The sequence below is a fragment of the Castellaniella sp. genome (assembly GCF_049651205.1).
Classification (GTDB): domain Bacteria; phylum Pseudomonadota; class Gammaproteobacteria; order Burkholderiales; family Burkholderiaceae_B; genus Castellaniella.
Genome location: NZ_JBASBR010000012.1, coordinates 1 through 20,340, shown reverse-complemented (window position 1 = coordinate 20,340; position 20,340 = coordinate 1). Strand labels below are relative to the sequence as shown.

Below are 20,340 nucleotides of genomic sequence, written 5' to 3'. Positions count from 1 at the left end.
TCCCATGACCCTCATCACCCACCTCATGTTGTCTGCCATCTTGCTGCTGGTCCTGGCCTGGGGTATGGGCGCGTTGCGGTTTCAGGCGCCGGGCGGGTTTGTTGGTCGGCTGCTGTGGATGGTCTTGTGGCTTGTGCTGGGCGGCATGGCGATTGCGTCCATCTGGTTGCCATGGGCTTGGTTGCACCTGGCCCGCTGGGCCTGGATAGCGGCGGGTATTCTGATGCTGCTATGGTGGTTTAGCCTGCGCCCGTCCAATCAGCGCCTTTGGGCTGATGATGTGGCGCGGTCTTTGCAAGGCCAGATTGATGGCCAGGTGGTGACGCTACGCAATATACGCAACTTCGACTGGCGCAGCGACACCGATTACACCGTGCGCTGGCAGGATGCCCGCTACGACCTGGAGACGCTTTTGTCAGTGGATATGGCGTTGTCGTACTGGATGGGGCCTGCCATCGCCCACACGCTGGTGTCCTTTGGTTTTGCCGATGGCCGTCATCTGGTTTTTTCAGTAGAAATCCGCAAAGAGCGTGACGAGGCCTACTCTGCCGCAGGTGGGTTTTTCAAGCAGTTCGAGCGCAGCATCGTGGCGGCCGAAGAGCGCGACATCCTGTACGTGCGTGCCGGCCCGCGTGGCGAGCAGGTGTTTTTATATCCCGTGCAGATGCCGCCTACCGCCGTGCGCCAGCTGTTTCTGGCGTATGTGAAAAGCGCCAATCGTCTGGCGCAAACCCCTCGTTTTTACAATACGCTGACAGCCAATTGCACCACCTTGGTGTACGACATGGTGCGGCCCATTGTGCCTGGCCTGCCCATGGATATCCGTTTGATTTTGTCCGGCTATTTGCCCCAGTATCTGTACCGGCATCACGGCCTGGATAACACCCGGCCATTGGATGTGTTGCGCCGGCAAGCAGACATCACTGCGCGTGCGGCCCAGGCGGGCCCGGCAGAAGTTTTTTCAAGGCAGATTCGCCAGCCGCGCTAGCAGCTGGCAGCAGAGGATATTGCCGTGACCAAGTGACGTTGCTGTGCGGTGTCACCCGATATGGTGAGTGGGCGCCGCAGCATGGGGCTGCGGCTTGCCCGTGTGGCTAGGTGTCGTCGCGCACCACGCCCGTGGGCCCGTTGGCTTGCACCGATGCAATCCCTTTATCGCGTGCTGCGGCCGTGGTGTACATCTCGCTGCTGCCAATGGTTTCACCGTTGGTGGCCGACAAATGAAAGTAGTGCGAGCCGTCTTTGGCGGTTAAGCGTGCAAACCGCGCGTCGGACGCTGCATTTTTGCGTACAGACTCGATGCCGCCCAGGGCGGCTGCCTTGGAGACATAGCGTTGGCTGGTCAGGATAACCTGATGATTGCCGGCACGCAGATTGAACATGAACTTCTCGCCGCTGGTTTTCAGGATGTATTCGCCACTCATGGTTAAGACTCCAGAACATGCCGGCACGGGATGCACCTGGCGGGATCATTGACGTTTGAATAATACCCCGATGTGGTTGCCGGGGAAATTTAAAACGTCTTGTTGTGCCTGGATACTCTTACAGGTAGGCAGTGCGTGTGTAAGCGGGCTACCCAGAGCTCGTACAGGCAGGCAACACAGGTTGTGCCTGCTAGTTGCCCCGGGTGATCACCAGCTCTGGCGGAATATAGCGATCCATTTCCTGGCGCATGAACTCGATGAATGGCCGTTGCAAGGCGCCCGGGGTTTGATCTGGTGCTGTCATCAGGGAGAAGTTCATGGGCACACTGGCTTCGAAAGGGATAAAGCACACTTTGTCTTCGTGTTGGTGGCTGGAGGCAGTGAGCGCATCCAGGATGGCCACGCCGGCGCCGGCTTCAACCAGACGCAGCATGGCGTACGAATTTTGAGTTTCCACATCCAGGATGCGGTGTATCCCATGGGTGGCAAAAATGGTGTCCACCATGCTGCGGGTATCGAGCATATGGGAGTAAGACACAAAGCGCTCGCCGTGCAGATCTTGAGGTGCGATGGATGATTGGCCCTGCAGGCGGTGGCCCTTGGGGATGACGCACACCATGCGTGTCGACATCAGCATCTGGCAGTGGCTGGACTGCAGTTGCAGGGACAAGATCACCAGGCCGATATCGGATTGGCCGTCGCGCACGCGCTCCATCACATTGGGTGAGCTGAGCAATAAAAGCTGGATCCGCGCATGTGGGTGATGCTTTAGAAAGCGGCCAATGACCGCAGGTAAAAAATCCAGGGCCAGAGAGGGCGCAGCAGCAATACGCAGGCTGCCGCGCTGCAGGGTGCGGATCTCAGCCGCGGCATCGGTGATGCGCGCCACCCCAGCCAGTGAGCGTTTGACTTCTTCGTAGAGCAGCCGGGCTTCGGGCGTGGGATGCAGCCGGCCGCGCTGGCGCTCGAACAGGGGGATGCCGGTGCGCTGTTCAAAATCGGCCACCAGGCGCGTGACCACAGGCTGGGAGACATGCATGGCCGTGGCTGCGCTGGTAACCGTTTTATTCAGCATCACGGCACGAAAGGCTTCCAGGTGGCGAAGGGTAATCCGGTTGTTCATGGCGCAAGTAGGTGAGGGGGCTAAAGAAGCGGCAGTTGTTAAAGAGAGGGGCAAGGGGGCGACAGCACGCAATCACAAGGAAGCAATGACAATTTGATGTCAAAAAGACATAGTATCAATAAAAAATAGCATTTCATTTTATTCGCTTGGCTGATTAGTATAGTAAATACAAGGATCTTCTTCGACCTTGTAACTATCATTAAATAACATAGGGTTTTTACTAAGATCCCTCTTAAGTAAGCCAAGGAGACTCCATATGAAGCGTTTACTGACCGTTGCCTCTGTTCTTGCGATATCAACCCTGCCGGTGCTGGCCCAGGCCGTAACCCTCAATGTGGGCTCCTATGGGGGCTCCACCGAGCAGGCATTCCGCGACCAGATCATCCCGTTGTACAAGCAAAAAACCCAAAACGATGTGGTGTATGTGCCAGGCAACTCCACAGACACCCTGGCCAAGCTGGTGGCCCAAAAATCCAATCCGCAGTTTGATGTGGTGCTGATCGATGATGGCCCCATGCAGCAGGCCCAGCAGTTTCAGCTATGTGCCCCTCTGGCCGATGCACCGGTTTATAAAGACCTCTACCCCCTGGCCAACATAGGCAAGTCGGCCTCCGCGCTGGGTGTGGTGGCCACGGGCCTGTTCTACAGCACAGAAGCCTTTGCCAAGGCAGGTTGGGACGCGCCCACTTCCTGGCACGATTTGGAAGACCCCAAGTTCAAGCAAAAGGTTGTTATCCCGCCCGTCTCCAATGGGTATGGCTTGCATACGCTGATCAAATTCGCCGAACTCAATGGCGGTGGGGTCAAGGATATTGATCCCGGCTTCAAGGCGATCACCGAGAAAGTCGCCCCTAACGTGTTGGCGTGGGAGCCCTCACCCGGCAAGATGTCCGAGCTCTTTCAGAACGGCTCTGGCGTGATCGGTGTCTGGGGCAGTGGCCGGGTGTATGCCCTCGAGGCCACGGGCTTCCCGGTCAAGTTTGTCTATCCCAAGGAAGGCGCCGTTGCGCTCTTTACCACCGTCTGCCCGGTGGCGCGGCCCGATGCTAAGCCCGAAGCTCAAGCGTTTGTGCAGTTTCTGCTAAGCCCCGAAGTACAGGCCATTTTGGCCGAAACCCAGGCTTGGGGGCCCGTCAATTCCAAAACCAAGTTAAGCCCCGAAGTGGCTGCAGCCGTGCCTTATGGCCCGGAGCAAATCGAGAAACTTGAGTCAGTGGATTACTCCGTGGTCAACGCCGAGCGTGCCAAATGGACTAATCGCTGGAACCGTACGGTAGAGCGCTAAGCCGGGTTAACAGGCCCCTCAGACGGGGGGCCATCTTGATAGGAATGGCGACGTGAGTTTTCTTGAAATCAGCGGCCTCAGAAAAGCGTTTGGCGACTTCCTGGCGGTCGAACACCTGGATTTGCAGGTGGAAAAGGGCGAATTCGTCTCTCTGCTGGGCCCTTCAGGGTGCGGCAAAACCACTACCTTGCAGATGATTGCGGGTTTCTTGGTGCCGTCAAAGGGCGATATCCGGGTAAATGGGCACAGCATCCTGGCGCAAAAGCCCGAGAAGCGTGGCATGGGCATTGTGTTTCAAAGCTATGCCTTGTTTCCCCACATGACGGTCGCTGAAAACGTGCGCTTTGGCCTGGAGATGAGAGGCACCAAGCAATCCGACTGCCAGTTGCGTGTGGCCGAAACATTGGAGATGGTGCGCTTGCAGGGGCTTGATGCGCGCTACCCACGAGAACTCTCAGGGGGCCAGCGTCAGCGTGTGGCTATTGCCCGTGCACTGGCCATTCGCCCAGCGGTTCTGCTGCTCGACGAACCCATGTCCAACCTGGATGCCAAGCTGCGCAGTGAGATGCATATCGAGTTGCGTGCCATCCAGCGCCAGTTGGGCATTACCACCATTTTGGTCACACACGACCAAACCGAAGCCATGACCATGAGCGACCGTATTGCGGTGATGCATGGCGGCAAGATCGTTCAGTACGACGAGCCCTATGCCGCTTACGAACACCCGGTCTCGGCGTTTGCTTCCAACTTTTTAGGCAAAACCAATATTTTGTCGGGCCAGGTCGGCGCCCAGGATGGCAGCACCTGTACGGTGCAACTGCAGTCGTTGGTAGTCCAGGTGCCTTGTCAGGGCGCCACCCTGCAATCACACGTCGATGTGTATATCCGCCCCGAAAAAATCCGCCTGGCACCGCACGCCGAAGGCCGGCTGACAGGGCGCGTCATTACCCGCCTGTTTTTGGGCGATCACTGGGTGCTGGAGGTTGACACTGCCCACGGCCCGATGCGGGTATCGGTACCCAATATTGGCAAGCTGACCGTGCAAGAGGGTGAAGATGTCGGCCTTACCTGGGCAGACACCGACATCCGGGTGCTAAACAAGGAGCAGCCCCATGGACACTAGTGTTGCCCGGCGCTGGGCGCCTTGGGCGCTGTCCGCCCCTGCCTTGATTGTGTTTCTGGTGATGCTGCTGGCACCGCTGGCGCTCACTACTGTGCTGTCGTTTCATACTTTTGATGGTATTGGCACCTTCAGCGACGATTACTCGCTGCACAACTACCTGGAAATCATTGCCGACCCGTATTACCACGAGATCTTTTTGCGCACCCTGGGGCTGGCTGCCGGCACCACTGTGCTGTGCGTGATCTTTGGCGTGCCCGAGACCCTGATCCTGACGCGCATGCGCAGCCCGTGGCGAGGTTTCTTTCTGGTGATCATCCTGGCGCCGCTGCTGATCTCGGTGGTGGTGCGTACCCTGGGCTGGGCCATCTTGATGGATAACGACGGTCTGATCAATTACCTGCTGATGCTGTTTGGCATTATTGATGCGCCCACACGGCTGGTGTTTACCATCACCGGCGTGGTAATTGCCCTGACGCACGTGCTGATCCCTTTTATGGTGATCTCGGTGTGGGCCTCCTTGCAAAAGCTGGATCCCCAAATGGCCCAGGCGGGCTTGTCTTTGGGGGCCTCGCACTTCACTGTGATGCGCCGGGTGATCCTGCCGCAGATTCTGCCGGGCATTTTGTCGGGCAGCATCATCGTCTTTGCACTGTCGGCTTCAGCCTTTGCCACCCCGGCCATTTTGGGCGGCCGGCGCCTCAAGGTGGCTGCCACGGCAGCGTATGACGAATTCCTCAGTACGCTTAACTGGCCGCTGGGGGCCGCCATTGTGCTGATCCTCCTGGTGGCCAATCTGGTGATTATTCTGGGCTGCAACCGGCTGGTTGAACGCCGCTTCAAACAAGTGTTCTGACACCCGGAGACTCTCATGAAAAAAAATGGTTGGCTTGCCCTGTGTTATCACACCTTGTTCATTGCCTTCATCCTGGCACCGCTGGTGGTGGTGATGGTGGTCTCGTTTACCGACAAGGGCTATATCTCCATGCCCGAGGGTGGTTTGTCGCTACGCTGGTTTCGCGCCATCGCGCAGGCACCCGAGATGGTTCACGCATTCTGGATCTCGCTCTTGTTGGGCCTGGCCTCGGCGAGCGTTGCCGTGGCAATGGCCGTGCCGGCGGCGCTGGCCATTGCGCGCTATCGCTTTGTGGGGCGCAATGCGCTGGTGGCGTTTTTTCTCTCGCCGCTGATGATTCCCCAAGTAGTTTTGGGGGTGGCGTTTTTACGCTTTTTCAGCCTGGCAGGGATGAGTGGATCTTTTTTCTGGCTGGTCGCCACGCACGTCATTATTGTCACCCCATACGCCTTGCGGCTGGTGCTGGCCGCTGCCACAGGCATGGAAATGGATGCCGAGCGCGCCGCGCAATCTTTGGGCGCACCCCGGTGGACTGTGGCGCGTCGCATCCTGATGCCTATGATCTTGCCAGGCATTGCAGGCGGCTGGATTTTGTCATTTGCCCAAAGCTTTGACGAACTGACCATGACCATTTTCGTGGCCACCCCGGGCATGACCACCTTGCCTGTGGTGATGTACAACCACATCGCGCAAACCATCGATCCGCTGGTTACCTCCGTCTCTACCGTGCTGATTGTCGGCACGCTGGTTCTGATGGTGGTGCTTGACCGCATCGTCGGGCTTGAGCGCGTGCTGGTGGGTAATCGATAAACAAGTAAAGGCCAAGCATGCAAACAAGTGATGTTGTGGTGGTGGGCGCAGGCCTGCTGGGTAGTGCCGTTGCCTATGGGCTGGCGCGCCAGGGGGTAAGCGTTACCTTGCTGGATGAGGGTGACCAGGTCTTCAGGGCTTCGCGCGGTAACTTCGGCCTGGTGTGGGTGCAAGGTAAAGGCGTGGGCAAGCCTGATTACGCCCGCTGGAGCCGTGGCTCGGCGCGCCTGTGGCCGCAGCTGGCAGCTGCGTTGCTGGAGGACACCGGTGTGGATGTCTGCCTGCAACAACGCGGCGGCCTGCATCTGTGCCTCACAGAAAGTGAGTTCCTGGAGCGCCAGGCACGCCTGCAAGAGTTGCAGGATGCCGTGGGGGCCGATTATCCCTTTGAGATGCTTGATCTTAAAGCGGCGCGCACGCTCCTGCCGGCCCTGGGCCCAACTGTATTTGGTGCCAGTTATTCGCCTATGGACGGGCACGTCAATCCTTTGAAGCTATTGGGCAGCCTGCATCAGGCCTGTCGGCAGCGCGGGGTGGCCATCCATACGCGTCAGCACGTTACCACCGTCGCCAAACAAGGCAGTGGCTTTGAAGTGCAGGCAGGTATGCAACGCTGGCAGGCGGGCCGTGTTGTGCTGGCAGCCGGCCTGGCCAATCGCACGCTGGCGCCGCACATCGGCCTGCAGGTGCCCGTGGCACCCAACCGTGGCGAGGTTCTCATCACCGAGCGCCTGCCGCCGGTGCTGTCCTATCCCAACAATCTGATCCGCCAAACCGATGAGGGCACCATTCAGGTGGGTGATTCGATGGAAGAGGCTGGCTACGACGATAACGTCAGCACGCCGGTATTGGGCAATATCGCTGCCCGTGCCGTGCGTTGCATGCCGGCGCTGGGCGAGCTGCGCCTGGTGCGCAGTTGGGCCGCGCTGCGGGTGATGACGCCCGATGGCTTTCCGGTGTATCAGGAGTCTGACAGCTTGCCGGGCGCGTTTGTCATCACTTGCCACAGCGGCGTCACGCTGGCCGCGCAGCATGCGCTAACCCTGGCGCCCTGGCTGGCTGGAGGTGACCGGCCGGCCGGTATCGATGGTTTTGGAGTTAACCGATTTTGCTCGACCAGGCCAACGGAGGGGCCTTTGGATGCGCACTGAACAATTGTTTCGCACCTTGCCGGCCGCGCCTGGGGCCACGGTGGCACAGATTACGCTTGAGCTGGATGGCCAGCCCATGGCGGTGCCCGCCGGTATCTCGGTGGCAGCCGCCTTGTTGCTCGCTGGCCTGGAGGCCTTCCATCCTTCGGCCGTCAGCCAGCGCCCGCGTGCCCCTTATTGCATGATGGGTGTGTGCTTCGAGTGCCTGGTAGAGATCGATGGCCAGCCGAATCAGCAGTCTTGCCTGGTGACGGTGCAGGAAGGCATGGTGGTGAAATCCATGCGCATGCCGGGATTTGCCGGCCTGGCACAGCAGGAGGTGCTTCATGGCTAGTTTGGCAGAACAAGAGTACGTGCCCCTGCGTGAACCCGATGTCCAGGTGGATGTGGTGGTGATCGGGGCAGGGCCGGCCGGTATGGCGGCGGCCACCGAAGCCAGCCATCAGGGGCTGTCGGTGGTGCTGCTGGACGAGCAACACGCCGTTGGCGGCCAGATCTACCGCCAGATTACCCAGGCCGATGCCAATCGGCAGGCTATCCTGGGCCCTGATTATCAAAAAGGCAGCCAGATTGCGCAGGCGTTTTTGTCCTCTGGTGCCCAATACTGGCCCAATACCGCCGTCTGGCAGCTTACCCGAGAGCGCCGGGTACATGCCTTGCGCGACGGGCATGTACTAAGCCTGCAGGCAACTGCCGCCGTGGTGGTGGCCACCGGTGCCATGGAGCGGCCCTTTCCTATACCGGGCTGGACACTGCCGGGAGTGATGACAGCCGGCGCGGCGCAAATCCTTATGAAAAGCGCTGGGGTGGTGCCGCAGCAAGCGCCGGTGCTGGCGGGCTGCGGGCCTTTGTTGTATTTGCTGGCCTGGCAATATTTGCGGGCCGGCGTGCCCATCAAGGCTATTCTGGATACCGCAGAGGCACCCCGCCCGGGGCATGCCCGCGGCCATGTGGGCCAGATGCTGGCCGGCTGGCGAGACCTGGCCAAAGGCCTGGGGCTGTTGGCCGCCATCCGGCGGCATAAAGTGCCCCATTACCGAGGTGTGTCCGGCTTGGCCATACAAGGCGAGACCCATGCCGAGCAGATCACCTTTACCGCGGATGGGCAGCACCACAGCTTGCCGGCCAGCCTGATCCTGCTGCATCAGGGGGTGGTGCCCAATACCCAGATTACATGGTCGCTGCGGGCAGCCCACCAGTGGAGTGAGCAGCAGCTATGCTGGCACCCGCAAACCGATGCCTGGGGCCAGCTGGACGTGCCCGGTATTTATGTGGCGGGCGACGGTGCAGCCATCAGTGGTGCACAGGCGGCCGCATTGCAGGGCCGGATCACCGGCCTGGGTGTGGCCAGTGCCGCAGGCAAGCTGGATGCGGCACAGCGCGACACGCTGGCTGCACCGCTGATTGCAGCACTAAAAAAGGCCCGCCAGATCCGGCCGTTTATCGATGCGCTTTACCGCCCGCGCGATGAGCACCGCATCCCCGCAGACGATGTGACGGTGTGCCGTTGCGAGGAAGTCAGCGCCGGGCGCTTGCGCGAGTATGTAGAACTGGGATGTACCGGCCCCAACCAGACCAAGTCGTTTAGCCGGTGTGGCATGGGCCCGTGCCAGGGCCGCCAGTGCGGCCTGACGGTAACCGAGCTGATTGCCGGCGCCCGCAACATGCCGCCTGCCGAGGTGGGCTACTACCGGATTCGCCCGCCCATCAAACCCATCACCCTGGCACAACTGGCAGAGGAAGCCCCGCATCATGGCTGACAAGGCACCTGCAGCCGGCAGCCTGCCGCAGGGCTGCGACGTCATTGTGGTGGGCGGCGGCCTGGTGGGTTTGTCCTCGGCGTGGCATTTGGCCAAGCGCGGGCTCTCGGTGTGTTTGCTTGAAAGAGACTACTGTGGCCGCCATTCCTCCGGCGTCAACGCCGGGGGCGTGCGCACCATGGGCCGCCACGAGGCCGAGATCCCTCTGGCCCTGGCCTCCCGCGACGACATCTGGCGGGTAGGGCAGGAGGTCGTCGGGCAAGATCTTGGCTTTGTGTCCTGTGGCCAGCTGCAGGTGCTGGAAACCGACCAGGACGTGCAAAACGCGCAGCAGCGCGTGCAGCAGTTGGCATCTTTGGGCTACCATCATGAAGTGATGATCAGCCAGGAGGAAGTGCGTGCGCTGGTGCCGGCCATGGCGCCGCACGTGCGAGGCGGCATCTGGGTGGAGGGTGATGGCCACGCCTGGCCCTATGGCGCAGTGATGGCGTTTTACCAAGCCGCCCAGGCGGCCGGCGTGCACATCCACGAAAACCATTGTGTCACCCAGGTGCGGCAGCGGGGCTCAAACTGGGTAGTATCCGCGCGAGGCCAAACCTTTACCGCACCCGCCCTGGTAAACGCCGCCGGGGCCTGGGCAGGCCAGCTGGCCCAACAGCTGGGAGATCCCGTACCTGTAACGGCCGATGGCCTGATGCTGATGGTGACCCAGCGTACCGCTTCATTTTTAAGCCCCGTATTGGGTGGATCCAGCCGGCCATTGTCGTTGAAGCAATTTGCCAATGGCACCGTGGTGATTGGCGGCGGCCTGCGCTGCCAGCCCAACCTGACCGACCGTGTTGCCGATGTCGACCTGCTAAGCCTTGCGCCCAGCGCCCATACGGTGCGCAGCCTGTTTCCACATCTGGCACAATTGCCCGTGGCCCATGCCTGGGGCGGGGTAGAAGCCTTTTTGCCCGATGGCATCCCCGTGTTGGGCCCTAGCCGCAATGACGCCCATGTGATCCACGCCTTTGGTTTCTCGGCCCACGGCTTTGAGCTGGGGCCAATCGCGGGGCGCATTGTCAGTGAGTTACTGTGCGACGGCACCAGCCGCCTGCCCATCGCCCCATTTTCTGTTGGCCGTTTTTTCTAACGTCCATTTTCTTTTTGCTTATCAGGAGCACTCCACATGTCTACCGACATCCAGCGCATTGACAGTACCGAACGCCTCAGCCGCATCGTCATCCACAACGGCGTGGCCTACATCGCCGGGGTAACCGGCTCCAACCCCGAAGCAGACATCAAGGAACAAACCCGCGACGCCCTGGCCAAGATCGATGGCTACCTGGCCCAGGCCGGCACCAACAAATCCCACCTGCTGACCGCACAAATCTGGCTGCGCGACATCGACCGCGATTTTGCCGGGATGAATGCCGTCTGGGCCGAGTGGGTGGATCCTCAGGGCGTGCCTACCCGCGCTACGTGCGAGGCGCACCTGGCCCGCCCGGGGTTGCTGGTGGAAATTATTGTTAGCGCTGCTGTTTAAGTAGCGGAGGGCCGATGGCTGCAAGCCATCGGCTTGTAAACAACGCTGTCATGGGCCTTTTTGAGAGCTTTTTGTGTCGTGTCGTCTTCTGATGCCTTGGGCCCATACTAGCCAGTTGCCAATCGGACGGGTTTGCCGATACGGCTGAGCATCGTGGTGATCAAGGCCTTGCATCAATTGTGATTCTGAGCTTTGCTGACGCCAGTACAGTGATGTATTCATTCCATATAAGTGATAATATGTTATCTGTTAAATAAATATTTATCATTTAATGGATCAGATATTATCTATTGTTAACCATCAAGATATCGCGCAGAAAATTGCTCAGGCGGCGCGTCAGCGCCGTCTTGCTGAAAACCTTTCACGCAAAAGTCTTGCCGCTCGCTCCGGGGTGCCAGAGGGCACGATCAAACGCTTCGAGACCACGGGGGAGATCGGCGTGATGGCACTTTTGAAGCTCGCACAGGCGTTAGGCAATTTGGATGATTTCAAGGGGCTTTTCGCCTCGATGGGAGAGCCGGTGCGTCTAAAAGATATTGTCCAGCCTGCCCGAAAACGCGGGCGTGGCTAGGAGATGGCCATGCAGCATGTGACCGAGCTTGAGGTGCTTCTGTCCGGGCAGCCCGTTGGTCAGCTGGCGCGCAGTTCCAAGGGAGAGATCTGGTTCGAGTACGATGATCGCTGGATCAGGTCTGGATTTGCCTTAAGCCCGATGCCCGCCTTCGCTTTGCGTACAGGCGCATTCAAAGCCACCGATACAAGGGTATTTCAAGGTCTTCACGGTGTTTTCAACGATGCCTTGCCAGACGGTTGGGGCCTGTTGCTGATGGATCGCGCCCTGTTGGCACGCAAGGGGTGGTCGCGTCGGGAAATAAGCCCACTCGATCGCCTGGCCTACATGGGTGATCGGGCGATGGGCGCTTTAGGGTTTCGCCCAGCCATGCTGGATGCGATGCCTTCTGAGCCTCCCTCTCTGGATCGCCTGGCACAAGAAGCGACCTTGCTGATCGAAGGCCGAACAGAAACGGTTCTCAACGAGCTTTACATCCATGGTGGTTCGCCAGGTGGTGCGCGGCCAAAGGTAACGGTAGCACTGGCGCAAGATGGCAACCGTTGTATTTCGGGTTTTGGTCCCTTGCCGTCCGGCTACGATCATTGGATGGTGAAGTTTCGTGGACATGACGATCCGATGGCCATGGGGCGCATTGAGCTTGCGTATGCGTGTATGGCTCAATCTGCCGGCGTCATCATGCCAGAGACGCGCCTGGTTTCTGCGCGGGTAGATGGCCAACCACAAGACTTCTTTGCAGTGCGACGGTTTGATCGGGTTGGCGATGTGAAACGCCACATCGTATCCGTGGGCGGGATGCTGGAGCTTTCTCATCGCGAGCCCAGCATGGACTACGAAGATGTACTGAAACTTGTGGGGATGGCCTCCAGGGATGTGCGCGAGGTTTCCAAGGCCTACCGGCTTGCGGTTTTTAATGTGCTGGCCCACAACCAGGACGACCACGTAAAGAACTTCACGCTGATTGAATCAGGTGAGGGCAACGGCACCTGGCAGTTTTCCCCCGCCTACGACCTCACTTTCAGCAGCGGGATGGGCGGTACCGAGCACATGACGTCGGTAGAAGGAGAAGGACAGCCCTCGCTTGCATCTTTGCAGCGCCTGGGCCAGCGCTTGGGCGTAGATGACGCCGACAGTATCGTCCAGCAGGTATTTCAGGCTGTAGCGGCTTGGCCGGATTTTGCCGTGGAGCAAAAAGTACCATCCGGGCAAATCAACACCATATGGCAAGGCATTAGCCAAGGCGCTGCGTTTGCTGCTTTGCGGCAGTGATGAATTTTCCGTCACTCCCTTGCCTGCTCGCCCCTTCGTGGATGGGCCTCAGTGCTATGTGCTCATCGCCCTGGCTCGCCGTGATTGAGGGTGAGCAGCAGGAAGACGTTCAGGATGCCGATGCTGTCCTGACGATGAACTATGTCCGGGCGTTTACGTGGAGGCTGGGGGAGGTCCGCCGACGCGGTCAAGCCGCTCTTGATCAGCCCTTGATACTGGAAACCCACCGCGGGCTGATGTCTAGCAGTGATCGGTCAAAAATGCCCGGCAGATACCGGACCGTCCAAAACTGGATCGGCGACCTCCTTGCATTGGGCATCTTGCAAGCCGTCTCAGGCCGCTGCCGCAATCGCCTTTGGAATGCACCGACGGTCATTGCCGCCATGACCGATGGCATGCAAAAACTTGCCGAGCATGTTTCGGCAGAAGTCTATCAGCAAGGAAACCTTGCACCTGAGGTGCGTTGACTCCGAGATCAGTCGCGGAACACATCTTCCAGCGTCGTGTAAGCACACAGGAAGTGAGTCGGTGATGACCACGGGAATGAATGCTGACGTGTCTGGCAACACCAGCTTGCCGTGCCTCTCATCGCGGAACCAGCGGGCACGGGCAACTGCCCATTTACGGCAGTAATTTCATCCGCTGCTTCTTGCCCTTGATCAGGATGCTTTCCAGGTGCGGAAATGAGCGGTGCGCGACGGAGCGGCTGAGCGCAATGTAGGATACCTGGTCCGTGATGTTGATCTTGCCGACTTGTTCCCGCGTCAGCCCGCCGTCGCCCGTCAGTGCGCCCAGCAGATCCGCCGGACGCAGCTTGGCCTTTTTGCCGCCCAGCACCAGCAGCGTCACCATGGGCGCCTGGGCAGGCCGCCCCGAGGTCTTCTGACGAGGCAGCGGCTTCAGGTCCAGGGGGCGCCCAAGTTGCTGCGCGATGCGTGACGCCACGTATTGTTCATCCGGGGCGCACAGGCTTAGCGCCATCCCCGATTCTTGCATCCGGCCCGTGCGGCCCACCCGGTGCGTGTGCACCTGGAGGTCGCGGGCTAGCTCGACATTGATCACCATGGGTAGCGACGGAATGTCCAGCCCGCGCGCCGCCACATCCGTCGCCACCAGGATGTTGCTGCTGTGGTTTGAGAACTGCACCAGCACGTCGTCCCGGTCGCGCTGATCCATGTCGCCGTGCAGCGCTAGTGCGCTGAATCCCGCCTGCTTCAGATGGGTGGACAGTTCGGCGCAGGCCGCCTTGGTATTGCAGAAAGCAAGCGCTGATTCCGGCTGAAAATGGCGTAGCAGCAAGGCGGTTGCCTCGAAGCGATTCACTGTGTCGATCTCGTAGAAATGCTGTTCGATCTGCGCTTCGCTATGCACTGCGTCCACTTTGACGAACTCGGGGTTCGTGAGCAGGTGCTCGACATCTTGGCGGATGCTTTCCGGGTAGGTGGCGGAAAACAGCAGTGTTTGACGCTGATCCGGACAGGCGCGGGCGATCTCCATCACATCGGGGAAGAAGCCCATGTCCACCATGCGGTCTGCCTCGTCCAGCACCAGCGTGCGCACAGTGGAGAGATCCAGCGTTTGGCGTGCCAGGTGGTCTAGCAGGCGTCCTGGCGTGCCGACGATGACGTGGGCGCCATGCGCCAGCGATTCGTTTTGGGGGCGCGCAGAGGCGCCGCCCGTTAGCGTCAGCACCTTGATGTTACCGTCGGCGCGCGCCAGGCGGCGCAGTTCGGTGGCAACCTGTTCGGACAGTTCACGGGTGGGGCAGACGATCAGCGCCTGCGGCGTCCATTGCGTGGAATTCAGGCGGTGCAGGATGCCCAGGCCAAAGGCCGCAGTCTTACCGCTGCCGGTCTTGGCTTGCGCGATCAGGTCACGGCCTTCCAGGATGATGGGCAGGCTCTGCGCCTGGATCGGCGTCATGGCCTGATACCCCATGTGAGCCAGATTAGCGAGCTGGGCGGGGGAAATCGGCAGATTGGAAAAAATAGGTGTAGTCACGGTGATGGTCGAAGGGGGCCTAAGCCACCTATGGTGGTCTTTGAGGAATATTGCAGCGACGGTTTGCTATGACCTTCTTCTACGATATGGACAGGCCCAACAAAAGCTTCCCATCGCAATATACACAGTTTTCCTGGTACTCCATGGCCAAGCTCGGTATCAGCGAGGGCGAGGTTGTCGCTGCTATTCGCGTCAGTGTCTCTTAGCTCGCTTTGGGGGCCTTGTTGAACCCATCAAGATACTTACTCATACTCTCTTTCTCCTAACCACATAACTAGCCAAAAATGACAAATAGGCCAACCCACTTGCGAGTTGCATCGTTTTCATCGGTACCTATGCTAGTGAATTAACGCGGTAGGAACAACATGGCTTGTGGAGCCTGGTTGGCCTGCGCCAGCACGAAGGGGGTGCTGCAAGCTATCGGTAGTGCTACTTTTCAAGTAGGGAGGGGCCGATGGCTGGAAGCCATCGGCCTATACACGGATTTGTTAGGGGTGGCAGAGCGCTCTGCGTAAGCTTTCCGTATTTTTTCAGTTACTCAGCTATTTTGCGAAGAATCCAGAACTCCCGGTAATTAATCGAGTCATCACACAGGCTTCCTTTCCGGATCACTTCAAAGCCTGCACTGGCAATCGTGCTTGCTTTCTCTTCAAAGTTGGGTTCTACACGGTTCGTTTTGCGGGTGCCTTGGCTTTCAAGCAACACAATGCCGTTTGGTTTGCAGTAGCTGTGTAGCTTTGCACCAAATTCAGTGAGAGGGACACCAATCCAGTGGTGGACAGCACACGCGATGACCAAGTCGAAAGCCTCTTCGCAAACAAAGTCATCAAACGGTTTGCTGCTTAGCTCGATGTGCTGATGTCCAAGGTATTTTCCTACGGCATTACCCACGTCAATGCAGCTTTGGCTAATATCAAAACCCAGCCCGTAGCTTAACTTGGGTGCCAGACCCATCAACAGGTATCCATGGTTGCAGCCAATATCCAATGCTCGTGCACCATGTGGCAAATCCTGGTCGAGCCCGTATATTCCGAGGCGATGCATGGCAGGCCTCGTCCCAGGTAACATTAAGGGCTCGAAAGCTTGGTAGGGCAAACCAAAATCACCAAAGCTTGATTTGAGATTTTCCTTTTTGTATTCTGACCAAATTTCTTGTATTTCGTTGTGCAGCGCTGCCAGTTTGTTTAGTACTGGATCTTGGCACTTTGCAAGCCGTTGATTAAGGCTGATGGATGCTCTGACCGTTATTGGAGAGTATGGGTAGCAGCAGCAAGCCTGCCAAAGTGCCTGGCAGCTATCATCTATCTTTCCGGTTTCAAATAGGCTATCGGCTTGGTTGATCAGTGCTCCCGCACGCCTTGGCCCCTGGATATCAGGGCCCATAATCTCCAGAGCCTGGGTGTGCAAATCAAGTGCTTGATCAAACTGGCCGACACGTGCATGCAGGCGGGCCTTTGTGCTGACGTATGCTGCTTTGGATAATAGGTCCTCAGACGGGTTTCCAGTATTTTCCGAGTCTGTGGTGTCCTCAGTGGAAGACCCTTCATTCCCATTGAGAATCTGCTTCAGGATGTCGATCGTGGCGTGGATCAGTGGGATATTGGGGATTGGATCTGCCGCCAATGCTTGTGCAACCAGTTGCATGGTATCAAGATTGTCCGGCTGCTTTACCAACAGGGCGCGTGCAGTTTGATTAGCTTCCCACCACAAGCCACAGTTTAGGAGTATTTCGATCGCGGCTTGGCGAATATATATGTCTTCGGGAGACAGCTCCATTGCGTGCTGGATAGTTTTCAGCGCGGATTGATTGACACCCAGCCATGAATATTTTTGAGCCACCAGCATCAGTACTTGAGGATTTTCCGGATAACCTTTCTCGAGGCTTCTGATTAGGGTTAGATGTTGGTGAACCTTGCCTGCTTTGAGGTCGATACCTAATTTTTTAAGCGCGGCATTGCCCGGAACCTTGCTCTCGCGGTGGTGAATATTTCCAGCCTTAAGATATTCCTCGGCGGTATCTTTATCCAGTTGTTTGATAATGCTGTAAGCGAGATCTTTGGTCTGATAGACAGAATGCAGGATAAATGCCAGTTTCCATAGTTGGTTATCTGTCATCGTAGCCAAGCGTTGGTCGCTTGGCACCAATAGGATGCCAATCGCCCATAATTCAGATGGCTCTGGCGGGTGTGGAAGATCTGCCTGGTCTTCTATTGCTCGCATCATGGTTTGATCAAGCAATTTGTGCAGGCGGTAGCCATGCTCCTGCGCCCAATTTGTAATTTGATCGAGGCTGGGTTGATTTAACCAAGTAGGCTGGATGGCGATGTTGATATGAACAAGCAGGGTATCTGCCAGAGTATGTGCACCATGCTGCAAGATTGACAAAGTGTCATAGCCCGCCCTTAGGATGAGCCATTCAAGTGCTTCAGAGTTGGCGAGATCGTCCAGGGCAACAGAATAAATCGGCTCTTGCCACTGCGTATCTCCTGCCTTGCGTAACATCCGGGGAAGGCTGGTGGCTGGTAGCAGAGCTAATGTACCGTTACATGAAGCTGTGCCAAAAGTGTGCCAGATCTTTTTTTGCCCATCACCGAGCGTAGTACCAGTGATCAACTGCAGTGCGTCATTTTTTCTCAGGTTATCGCCCAACTCAAGCTCAGTGCCTGGGTCAAACATGACAGTGCTGAATGCATTAAGCTCCAGTAGCTTGTGAATCAGGCCGTTTTGTAGAACTACACCACCATTATCGATTACTTTTATCTGGCCTTTAAACTGCCAAATAAAATCTGTATGGGCCGCTGTGTGTTGATCTGTGCGGGAAGTTTCTTGTAGTACGTCGGGTAACGCCACGGAGAACGTTGCCGGAGGCTCCTGACGAGGAAATTGCTCGATGATTTCTTGATATCCTTCGATTGTAGGGTTCAGGTACGCCTTGAATCGCTGTGAAATACCAATAAACCGGCTGGTAATAGGCATTGCCGCATCTTGTGATGCAATGGGGCTGATGCAGGACTCCAGGCCAGCATTTGCATTGATGATGCCTTCGTACGACTGCGTACGTTTCAGATCCAATTGCGCCAGCAGGTTGTTCATTACTGTTTGAGGGTCGCGAACAACTGCTTCGTAGTCAACGAGATATATCGGATTAGGAAGTACCTGTGCCCAATGCTCCATCAATTTTTCAAAGATGGCAATTTGTCGACCCATATGGTTAAGGTCGTAGCTATAGCGATAGCCTTCTGGATTTTGGTATTGTTGGAAATAACCAGTGATGGCCAGATCCAGTACGTCACGCACGCAAAATATGATTGGCACATTGGGCGCCCATAGCCCGATTAGGCCCAGATTCCAAATGTCGCCGGGCATAGTGGTTATGCGAATCGTGTCTTGATCGTTTAACGCTTGTAGTTGCTTTAGATAACCGGCTGCATTGTCGCGTACAAGTTCTGGCGTCTGGAATGCCAGCCATTGATTTTCGCTGCCGTTGTAGTTCGCCAGCACTTGTTTGTGATAGTCGCTAAGCAGCTTTGTTTCGCCTGTTAACGTAACGCCTTCAACTCCTCTGAAAAGAGATTCGACCAGGCTTTTTCCAGAGCGAGACATCCCCGCGACGATGATTTGCGGACGCGTTTGTTCGCCGTGTGCAGCTAGTTGGTTATAAAGGGCTTTAGTGTAGTGGAATCGTGTGTAGGCCAGCCGTTGTTCAAGCTCTTGACGAATAGGCGGCAAACTGTGGTTAACTGCCTTATTGGCTTGGCGGTAATATTGAAACGCAAGAGAGTCCTCGCCGATATCCAGGTATGCTTTGGCAAGGGTTGCAAGAAGACCTGCGCGTTCGCGATCATCCTTGATATCCAAAGCTAATGCCTTTGGCAAAACTTTAAATACAGGGCTATCCGCGCTGAAGGTATCCAGCACAGAGATCACCCGGTACAGTGACACATTGCCCGGCTGTAGATCCAGAGCCTTCCGATAATACGACAGGGCAGCTAATGGGCCTCCCTTTTTATTCAGAATATCGCCTTTTAGCTTGAGGGCCTTGGTGTTTTCTGATTCTTTTGCAAGGATCTCGTCAACTAAGGTGTCGGCCTCGTCGAACTCTCTTTCTTGTAGTAGGCTTTGAACAAAATCCAGCACTACTTCGGGATCGCGTAGCCCGCCCTCCAAAACCAGGCGATATGATGCGATTGCTTCTTTGTGATGGCCTAGCTTGCGCTTGGTGTCTGCGTACAGCGCTTGGACGTGTATATTGTGTGGATATTGTTGCTGGAGCGTTGCCAGCTTTGTTTCTGCCCGTAGGTTTTCACCCTGCTTCAGCAGTTCGATGGCTTCTCGGATTGCTTCTACAGGAATATCAGAATAATTGGATGGGGAAGGAGTCGGCATGACAGTGTGTCCGATAAGGTGAAAACCACTGAGTATGATAGCAAATCGTCGACCCACATTTTATGAGTCGACGATTTGTCGAGCTGCCAGTTTATACAGCCTGTTAGTGCTATCTTCGGGCGGTAAAAGCAGCGCTGTGGCTTAACGCAGCAAGCTAAGCATGGTCTGCGGTACTTGGTTGGCCTGTGCCAATACGGCGGTGCCAGCCTGTTGCAGGATCTGGGCGCGCGTCATGTTGGAGACCTCGACTGAGTAGTCGGCATCTTCGATACGCGACCGAGCAGCAGACAGGTTGGTGACAGTATTATTGAGGTTGGCGATGGTGGACTCGAAGCGATTCTGGATAGCACCCAGGCCGCTGCGTTTACTGTCCACGATTGAGATTGCGTTGTCGATGACAGCCAATAGCCCGCCGGTGACGGTAGCCTTGTCGCTGGCAGCCGTGTAACTTGTTAGGATGCCTGCTCCTCCTGCTGTAGTAGCATCGGTGGCGCTGCTCACTGCGGCTAAGTTGCTGGCTCCTGTACCCGAAAACAGTGTTGAAGCCGTTACTTGGCTGAGGTCAATAGTGATGGTTTCACTATCGAATGCGCCAACCTGGATCTTGATGTCGGAGACAGCGGATCCCATGACTTTGATGCCGTTGAATTGGGTTTGTTCGCCGACACGGTTGATTTCCTGCACGCGTGCGATGACTTCCTCGTTGATGGACACGAGATCTTTGCCGGAGTTGGTGCCGTTGTTGGCTTGAACTACCAGCTGACGGATACGTTGCAGGTTATTGTTGATTTCGTTCAGCGCACCTTCGGTGGTTTGAGCGATGGAGATGCCGTCGTTGGCATTGCGGGCAGCTTGGGTCAAGCCATTGATGTTAGAGGTAAAGCGGTTTGCGATGGCTTGGCCGGCAGCGTCGTCTTTGGCGCTATTGATGCGCAGGCCCGAGGACAGGCGCTCGATGGCGGAGCCCAGTGCACCCTGGGATTTGTTCAGGTTGTTCTGGGAGACCAGAGCAAGGTAGTTGGTGTTGATAACAGCCATGAGAGACTCCTAAGTTGT

The 20,340-nt window shown here is 57.2% G+C and carries 18 protein-coding genes; 13 read left to right on the top strand and 5 right to left on the bottom strand.

The annotated features are described in order from the left end of the window. Window positions 1-4: 4 nt before the first annotated feature. Window positions 5-988 carry a DUF4105 domain-containing protein gene (locus WA928_RS07370; protein WP_424301611.1) on the top strand — a complete coding sequence of 328 codons (984 nt, stop codon included), beginning with the start codon at window positions 5-7 and terminating at the stop codon, window positions 986-988. A gap of 106 nt (window positions 989-1,094) precedes the next feature. Here the strand turns inward: WA928_RS07370 and WA928_RS07365 are convergent, their stop codons facing one another. Together WA928_RS07365 and WA928_RS07360 are read right to left on the bottom strand one after the other, a co-directional pair. Continuing rightward, the gene (locus WA928_RS07365) at window positions 1,095-1,424 is read right to left on the bottom strand and encodes a YegP family protein (RefSeq protein WP_424301608.1); all 330 of its coding nucleotides are present in this window, start codon (window positions 1,422-1,424) and stop codon (window positions 1,095-1,097) included. Between the two features lie 190 nt (window positions 1,425-1,614). Beyond that, window positions 1,615-2,547 carry a LysR substrate-binding domain-containing protein gene (locus tag WA928_RS07360; RefSeq protein ID WP_417251454.1) on the bottom strand — a complete coding sequence of 311 codons (933 nt, stop codon included), beginning with the start codon at window positions 2,545-2,547 and terminating at the stop codon, window positions 1,615-1,617. A gap of 256 nt (window positions 2,548-2,803) precedes the next feature. Here WA928_RS07360 and WA928_RS07355 point away from each other — a divergent pair, with 256 nt between their 5' ends. The 12 genes from WA928_RS07355 (at window position 2,804) to WA928_RS07300 (ending at window position 13,364) form a co-directional block, all read left to right on the top strand. After that, window positions 2,804-3,832 (top strand): ABC transporter substrate-binding protein, encoded by a 1,029-nt coding sequence (locus WA928_RS07355; RefSeq protein ID WP_424301604.1) that lies wholly within the window; start codon window positions 2,804-2,806, stop codon window positions 3,830-3,832. A gap of 52 nt (window positions 3,833-3,884) precedes the next feature. Further along, window positions 3,885-4,955 (top strand): ABC transporter ATP-binding protein, encoded by a 1,071-nt coding sequence (locus WA928_RS07350; RefSeq protein WP_424301601.1) that lies wholly within the window; start codon window positions 3,885-3,887, stop codon window positions 4,953-4,955. Further along, complete coding sequence (locus tag WA928_RS07345; protein ID WP_424301598.1) at window positions 4,945-5,808, top strand: ABC transporter permease; 864 nt, start codon at window positions 4,945-4,947, stop codon at window positions 5,806-5,808. The genes WA928_RS07350 and WA928_RS07345 overlap by 11 nt, the downstream gene beginning before the upstream one ends. Window positions 5,809-5,823: 15 nt before the next feature. After that, window positions 5,824-6,618, top strand: coding sequence for an ABC transporter permease (locus WA928_RS07340; protein ID WP_417251458.1), 795 nt, complete (start codon window positions 5,824-5,826; stop codon window positions 6,616-6,618). A gap of 17 nt (window positions 6,619-6,635) precedes the next feature. After that, window positions 6,636-7,769: an NAD(P)/FAD-dependent oxidoreductase gene (locus WA928_RS07335; RefSeq protein WP_417251459.1), complete on the top strand. Its 1,134-nt coding sequence runs from the start codon at window positions 6,636-6,638 to the stop codon at window positions 7,767-7,769. Then, the gene (locus WA928_RS07330; RefSeq protein WP_424301594.1) at window positions 7,759-8,103 is read left to right on the top strand and encodes a (2Fe-2S)-binding protein; all 345 of its coding nucleotides are present in this window, start codon (window positions 7,759-7,761) and stop codon (window positions 8,101-8,103) included. Before WA928_RS07335 ends, WA928_RS07330 begins: the two co-directional genes overlap by 11 nt. Then, the gene (locus tag WA928_RS07325) at window positions 8,096-9,529 is read left to right on the top strand and encodes an FAD-dependent oxidoreductase (protein WP_424301591.1); all 1,434 of its coding nucleotides are present in this window, start codon (window positions 8,096-8,098) and stop codon (window positions 9,527-9,529) included. The genes WA928_RS07330 and WA928_RS07325 overlap by 8 nt, the downstream gene beginning before the upstream one ends. Continuing rightward, window positions 9,522-10,664, top strand: a complete 1,143-nt coding sequence (locus tag WA928_RS07320; protein WP_424301588.1) for an NAD(P)/FAD-dependent oxidoreductase — start codon at window positions 9,522-9,524, stop codon at window positions 10,662-10,664. The genes WA928_RS07325 and WA928_RS07320 overlap by 8 nt, the downstream gene beginning before the upstream one ends. A gap of 36 nt (window positions 10,665-10,700) precedes the next feature. Then, window positions 10,701-11,057: a RidA family protein gene (locus tag WA928_RS07315; RefSeq protein WP_424301585.1), complete on the top strand. Its 357-nt coding sequence runs from the start codon at window positions 10,701-10,703 to the stop codon at window positions 11,055-11,057. Between the two features lie 271 nt (window positions 11,058-11,328). Further along, window positions 11,329-11,628, top strand: a complete 300-nt coding sequence (locus tag WA928_RS07310) for a helix-turn-helix domain-containing protein (protein ID WP_350380605.1) — start codon at window positions 11,329-11,331, stop codon at window positions 11,626-11,628. A 9-nt stretch (window positions 11,629-11,637) separates the two neighbouring features. Next, a complete protein-coding gene (locus tag WA928_RS07305) occupies window positions 11,638-12,897 on the top strand; it encodes a type II toxin-antitoxin system HipA family toxin (protein ID WP_424301581.1) in 1,260 nt (419 codons plus the stop codon). After that, a complete protein-coding gene (locus WA928_RS07300) occupies window positions 12,897-13,364 on the top strand; it encodes a hypothetical protein (RefSeq protein WP_424301578.1) in 468 nt (155 codons plus the stop codon). Before WA928_RS07305 ends, WA928_RS07300 begins: the two co-directional genes overlap by 1 nt. A 154-nt stretch (window positions 13,365-13,518) precedes the next feature. Here the strand turns inward: WA928_RS07300 and dbpA are convergent, their stop codons facing one another. The 3 genes from dbpA to WA928_RS07285 all read right to left on the bottom strand — a co-directional run bounded on the left by dbpA (window position 13,519) and on the right by WA928_RS07285 (window position 20,322). After that, complete coding sequence (gene dbpA / locus WA928_RS07295; protein WP_424301575.1) at window positions 13,519-14,898, bottom strand: ATP-dependent RNA helicase DbpA; 1,380 nt, start codon at window positions 14,896-14,898, stop codon at window positions 13,519-13,521. A gap of 534 nt (window positions 14,899-15,432) precedes the next feature. Beyond that, on the bottom strand, window positions 15,433-19,284 hold the full coding sequence (locus WA928_RS07290; RefSeq protein WP_424301572.1) for a sulfotransferase: 3,852 nt from the start codon (window positions 19,282-19,284) through the stop codon (window positions 15,433-15,435). 141 nt (window positions 19,285-19,425) lie between these two features. Further along, window positions 19,426-20,322 (bottom strand): flagellin, encoded by an 897-nt coding sequence (locus WA928_RS07285; protein ID WP_424301569.1) that lies wholly within the window; start codon window positions 20,320-20,322, stop codon window positions 19,426-19,428. Window positions 20,323-20,340 lie beyond the last annotated feature (18 nt).

Excerpts from the sequence above, each read along its gene's own strand:
- WA928_RS07355 (WP_424301604.1), top strand. The coding sequence starts at position 2,804 with ATGAAGCGTTTACTGACCGTTGCCTCTGTTCTTGCGATATCAACCCTG.
- WA928_RS07340 (WP_417251458.1), top strand. The coding sequence starts at position 5,824 with ATGAAAAAAAATGGTTGGCTTGCCCTGTGTTATCACACCTTGTTCATT.
- WA928_RS07365 (WP_424301608.1), bottom strand. The coding sequence starts at position 1,424 with ATGAGTGGCGAATACATCCTGAAAACCAGCGGCGAGAAGTTCATGTTC.
- WA928_RS07360 (WP_417251454.1), bottom strand. The coding sequence starts at position 2,547 with ATGAACAACCGGATTACCCTTCGCCACCTGGAAGCCTTTCGTGCCGTG.
- WA928_RS07315 (WP_424301585.1), top strand. The coding sequence starts at position 10,701 with ATGTCTACCGACATCCAGCGCATTGACAGTACCGAACGCCTCAGCCGC.
- WA928_RS07330 (WP_424301594.1), top strand. The coding sequence starts at position 7,759 with ATGCGCACTGAACAATTGTTTCGCACCTTGCCGGCCGCGCCTGGGGCC.
- WA928_RS07320 (WP_424301588.1), top strand. The coding sequence starts at position 9,522 with ATGGCTGACAAGGCACCTGCAGCCGGCAGCCTGCCGCAGGGCTGCGAC.
- WA928_RS07325 (WP_424301591.1), top strand. The coding sequence starts at position 8,096 with ATGGCTAGTTTGGCAGAACAAGAGTACGTGCCCCTGCGTGAACCCGAT.
- WA928_RS07285 (WP_424301569.1), bottom strand. The coding sequence starts at position 20,322 with ATGGCTGTTATCAACACCAACTACCTTGCTCTGGTCTCCCAGAACAAC.
- WA928_RS07290 (WP_424301572.1), bottom strand. The coding sequence starts at position 19,284 with ATGCCGACTCCTTCCCCATCCAATTATTCTGATATTCCTGTAGAAGCA.
- WA928_RS07345 (WP_424301598.1), top strand. The coding sequence starts at position 4,945 with ATGGACACTAGTGTTGCCCGGCGCTGGGCGCCTTGGGCGCTGTCCGCC.
- WA928_RS07370 (WP_424301611.1), top strand. The coding sequence starts at position 5 with ATGACCCTCATCACCCACCTCATGTTGTCTGCCATCTTGCTGCTGGTC.
- WA928_RS07305 (WP_424301581.1), top strand. The coding sequence starts at position 11,638 with ATGCAGCATGTGACCGAGCTTGAGGTGCTTCTGTCCGGGCAGCCCGTT.
- WA928_RS07335 (WP_417251459.1), top strand. The coding sequence starts at position 6,636 with ATGCAAACAAGTGATGTTGTGGTGGTGGGCGCAGGCCTGCTGGGTAGT.
- WA928_RS07300 (WP_424301578.1), top strand. The coding sequence starts at position 12,897 with ATGAATTTTCCGTCACTCCCTTGCCTGCTCGCCCCTTCGTGGATGGGC.
- WA928_RS07310 (WP_350380605.1), top strand. The coding sequence starts at position 11,329 with ATGGATCAGATATTATCTATTGTTAACCATCAAGATATCGCGCAGAAA.